6 protein-coding genes and 1 pseudogene are annotated in these 4,194 nt (G+C 63.7%); all 7 read right to left on the reverse strand.

Features of this window, described 5'->3' with window-relative positions:
- Positions 1-107 precede the first annotated feature (107 nt).
- Positions 108-953, reverse strand: coding sequence for a F0F1 ATP synthase subunit delta (locus tag DD1DGNOD_RS22340; protein ID WP_131768429.1), 846 nt, complete (start codon positions 951-953; stop codon positions 108-110).
- Positions 954-956: 3 nt separating this feature from the next.
- A complete protein-coding gene (locus tag DD1DGNOD_RS22345) occupies positions 957-1,538 on the reverse strand; it encodes a F0F1 ATP synthase subunit B (RefSeq protein WP_131768430.1) in 582 nt (193 codons plus the stop codon).
- A 16-nt stretch (positions 1,539-1,554) separates the two neighbouring features.
- Entirely contained in the window at positions 1,555-1,797 is a 243-nt protein-coding gene (locus DD1DGNOD_RS22350; protein ID WP_131768431.1) for a F0F1 ATP synthase subunit C, read from the reverse strand.
- A gap of 62 nt (positions 1,798-1,859) precedes the next feature.
- Positions 1,860-2,735 (reverse strand): F0F1 ATP synthase subunit A, encoded by an 876-nt coding sequence (gene atpB, locus DD1DGNOD_RS22355; RefSeq protein WP_131768464.1) that lies wholly within the window; start codon positions 2,733-2,735, stop codon positions 1,860-1,862.
- 390 nt (positions 2,736-3,125) lie between these two features.
- Positions 3,126-3,350, reverse strand: coding sequence for an AtpZ/AtpI family protein (locus DD1DGNOD_RS22360; RefSeq protein WP_131768432.1), 225 nt, complete (start codon positions 3,348-3,350; stop codon positions 3,126-3,128).
- A 9-nt stretch (positions 3,351-3,359) separates the two neighbouring features.
- Positions 3,360-3,803 (reverse strand): hypothetical protein, encoded by a 444-nt coding sequence (locus tag DD1DGNOD_RS22365; protein WP_131770983.1) that lies wholly within the window; start codon positions 3,801-3,803, stop codon positions 3,360-3,362.
- Positions 3,803-4,194: pseudogene (locus DD1DGNOD_RS22370) on the reverse strand (undecaprenyl/decaprenyl-phosphate alpha-N-acetylglucosaminyl 1-phosphate transferase); the annotation flags it as partial. The gene DD1DGNOD_RS22365 and the pseudogene DD1DGNOD_RS22370, both read right to left, overlap by 1 nt.

Raw genomic sequence — 4,194 nt, forward strand, 5'->3', positions numbered from 1 at the left:
GATTTCCTCCGGTCGGATGGAGAGCTCAGTCATCGCTTCGGTCCTTCAATAAATGGTGAGGGCACGTCCCGCAGGTCATGCGAGGTCTGGGCGTCCACGGCAGCGCTCTATCGGTGCAGCCGCCGGCGTGCGTCGGTGAGGCGACGGCTGACACTGCCGTCGACCACCTCGTCACCAACGCGCACGACAACGCCGCCCAGAACGGCTGGGTCGACGTCCACCTGGAGCTGCACATCACGGCCAAAATAGCGGCTGATCGCTGTCCGCAGCCGATAAATCTGATCGCCCGCGAGAGGAACAGCGGTAAGCACTACGGCAACCAGACGGTTACGCCGAGCCGCGGCGATTACGGTCAACTGCTCGAGCCGGCGTTCGAGGTCACCGTAGTGACGCTCAGCAACCGCACGCTGGATGAGACGGGCCGTTACGGGCCGGGCCTTCCCATCCAGCAGCCTGGCCACGAGTGCCTGCTTGGTCGGCACCGGGACAGCCGGGGCGCTCAGGGCCAGCGAGAGCTCCGGAGTCCGGTTGAGGATTCGCCCGAACCGGAACAACTCGTCCTCGACATCATCGAGCACATTCTCACGTTGCGCCTGAGCAAGCAGAGCCTCGACCCCAAGTTCCGACAACGCGCGTCGGAGGTCCAACGGTCGGGCCCAGCGTCCGGCAACCGCGACCTGCAGGACATCGAGAGCCTCTGCCGAGATCTTCTGATCGAGCAGCCTGGCCGCAAGGTCGGAGCGGGCCGATCCGGGTACTCCCGGATCGGCCAGCGCACGACGGACAACGGGCTCGCGGTCGAGCAGGTCCACAACCCCGTCGAAGTCGTCCGCGAGGCGAGCGAGGTCGACCGGATGACGGGACCGCGTCGTAACACCTGGCGGTGGGACCGCGGTCAGTTCGTCCAACCGAGCCCGTGCCGCCACCAGCGAACGGCGGCTGGATCCCTCCACGCCTCAGCCCCCCGGCCCGGCCGGCGCCGGAATCGCCGAGCCGTCCGGGCGCTCCAGACCCGCGATGAAGTCGTCGACGAGCTGACGCTGGCGGTCGTCCCGCTCCAGTTCGTAACCGACGATCTTCGTAGCGAGTTCGAGCGCGATGTCGCCGATTTCGCGCCGGATCTGAGCAACGACCTGGGACCGCTCCGCAGCGAGCTGCGCCTCGCCGCGGGCCTTGATCTCGGCGACCTCCTCGCCAGCCTGCGCACGCAAGGCCTCAAGAATCTGGCGCCCCTGCTCGCGAGCGTCCTGACGAATGCGTCCAGCCTCGTCCTGCGCTTCAGCGAGTTGCGCACGGTAGGTAGCGAGAAGTGCCTGTGCCTCCTGGTGGGCCTGCTCCGCGTGGGCGAGCCTGCCTTCGACTCGATCAGAGCGCTCGGCATAGACTCGCTTGATCTGGGGATAGATCCGCCAGAAGAAGAATCCGACGAGCAGACCGAACGCGATCCCACCGACGATCAACTCGGAAAGCGGCGGGAGGAGTACGTTCTCCTCGTGGTGTCCTTCTTCTTGGGCGATGACCTGGAGTGCGGAATACACGTGGTTTCCCTGACCCTCAGGTGAAGACGAACGGCACGACGAAGCCGATGAGCGCGAGCGCCTCGGCAAGAGCAAATCCGATCAGCATGTACCGGAAAGCAACCTGCTCAGCTTCCGGCTGCCGTGCGATGGCCTGGACACCCATACCGAAGATGAGGCCGATGGCAATGCCCGGACCAAGCGTCGCGATGCCGTAGGCAACGGTCCCGATGTTGCCGCTGATCGCTTCTTCCGCAGCCAGCACCAGGGTTCCATCCATGGTTCAATACATCCTTTTTCGATCGTTGCACCGGGACCGTCCACGGTGCGCGTGGGTCTGACTTAGGCCCGCGCCACCGCGGGCGATGTGGGTATCGGTGACGACTCGGAGCCCGCGTGTCCGACTGCGTGCTCGTCACCAGCGCCGTGGGACGTGATCGCGCCACCGATGTAGGCGGCCGTCAAGATCGTGAAAATGTACGCCTGAAGTACGTCGATCACGAACTCGAATGCAGTCAGGATGATTGCCGTGACCGCCGAGAGAAGCCCGAAGACAAAGGTCGGCTTGGGTAGCAGGTAGTCTGCACCGAGCGCGAAGATCAGCAGGAGCATGTGACCGGCGAACATGTTGGCGAACAACCGGACCGCCAGCGTGAAGGGCCGGACGATCATTGTGGACAGAAACTCGATCGGCGCCAGGATCACCTTCACGCCCAACGGCGCTTCGGGCGCCGGTACCAGCATCTCCTTGAAGTACGGACCAGCACCGTGTTCCTTGATTCCCACGTAGTTGTAGATCACAAACGTTATTCCCGCGAGCACCATCGGCAGGGCGATGCGTGATGTCGTCGGGAATTGGGCGACCGGAACGACGGCCATGACATTGGAGACGAGAATGAACATGAAGAGGATCGTCAGGTACGGGGTGAACTGGCGCCCGCGTTCCCCGATCACATCCCGGGCGATCTGGAGATCGACGAAGTCGTAGATCGACTCGCAGAAGTTCTGCAGACCCCGCGGAACGATCTGAGCACGGCGAAAACCGAGCCAGAGGATGAACCCGACGAACAGGGCCGTGAATATTGTCAAACCCGACCATTTGTTCATGTAGAAGTCGATCGGGCCGATCTGGACCTCGAACCAGCTTTCCGGCTTGAAGACCGCCGGAGTTGGCCCAACGAAGCCGTCGTCGGCCACGATGACCGATCCGTCCGGCACCACCGACACCTCCATGATCAAATTTGGTCGACGCGCAACCGTCGATCGTCCCTCAGCTGGATTGATCTAACCCTATATGGTTCGGTCCCGCAAAGCACACCGGTATGGCGAAAGATCAGCAGAGTACCGCACACCTCTCACCACACGACCGCCCGGACACCGTGACAGCTCAACACCCCCCGCCCGCGGCAGGAGAGACGCGAACCTCACCGATGAACCCGGCCCGCGGTAGCGATACTAGTCGGTCACGACGCTCGGAGGTGCCGACTCCCCGACGCTGGCACCCAACCTGCGCCGGTGCGTATATTTTAGATCATCCTACGTTTATCTGGCGTTTGGAATTTCCACTCGATTGCTGCGCTAGGTAATCATCCAGAAGCGCAGCGTATTTCAGTAGTGGCGACCAAAGCGATAAATAACGAGATACAGAGCGCCGCCCATGCCCACGATCACGCCGACCGGGAGGAACACGACCCCGGTACCCAGGAGCCGGTCGACCCCATAACCAACCAGTCCCCAGAAACCGCAGCCCGCGACAAGAGTCCCGACGATGCCCCAGGCTTCCCCGGACGGCGGGCCGGCGCGGCCCGGCGGCCTTCGACCAGATCGACTCATGGCACCCCCTCAGGGTCTTTTTCCTGGATCATCGTCCGGACACGGGTTATCCGCGCGGAACGACTTCGGGTCGTAGAACGGGATCCGCAATCGGAACGCCGACACCACTTCGGCACAACTCCACGCCAAGGCGCCGGCAAAAACCGACCATCCGAACACGGGCGGATCAATGGCTGAACCGCTGGAAGCTGCCACAAGCACAGCGCCGAGTGCGATCACCTGGATCGCGTAGACGCCCAGCGCCATCGGCAGGAGCATCCCCGTCGAACGCCTTCCAACCGCGATGAGCGCCACCTTCCCCGCTACGAAGAATGTGACGACCAGGACGAGACCGACTATCCCGGAGGCCACCCCGGAACCACCGTGTACGAACCAGCCGACTGCTCCGACGGGTACCGCAAGTGCCGTGTTGACCAGGATCCCGAGCCGAACCCCAGGCAGCGTGGGAGCCATCAGGCCTTCCGAGCGGCACGCTGACCGGCCAGCAACAGGACCAGCAGCCCGGCAAGACCGAGACCCACGACGGTGGCGAGGATGGGAAGCGGCCGCCGTGAAAAGGAAGCGGCCACCCCGCCGAAGCCGAGCAGTGCCGCCCAGAAGTACATGATGAGCACGGCTCGGACGTGGGATTTCCCGATTTCCAGCATCCGATGGTGCAAATGCATCTTGTCCGGGGCGAACGGTGACCGACCGGCACGTGTCCGGCGGACCACCGCCAGCCCCAGGTCGATGAAGGGCACGGCAAGCACCGCCAATGGGATGGCCAACGGGATCAGGGACGGCAGGGACCGGGACGGCCCGGCATATCCGCCGTAGGCTACCTGGCCCGTCACCGAGATCATGG

This window comes from Candidatus Protofrankia californiensis, assembly GCF_900634765.1.
Taxonomy (GTDB): domain Bacteria; phylum Actinomycetota; class Actinomycetes; order Frankiales; family Frankiaceae; genus Protofrankia; species Protofrankia californiensis.

What these genes read in the sequence shown, in the direction of transcription:
- DD1DGNOD_RS22360 (WP_131768432.1), bottom strand. Translation starts at nt 3,350, where the DNA reads ATGAGTCGATCTGGTCGAAGGCCGCCGGGCCGCGCCGGCCCGCCGTCC.
- DD1DGNOD_RS22350 (WP_131768431.1), bottom strand. Translation starts at nt 1,797, where the DNA reads ATGGATGGAACCCTGGTGCTGGCTGCGGAAGAAGCGATCAGCGGCAAC.
- DD1DGNOD_RS22365 (WP_131770983.1), bottom strand. Translation starts at nt 3,803, where the DNA reads ATGGCTCCCACGCTGCCTGGGGTTCGGCTCGGGATCCTGGTCAACACG.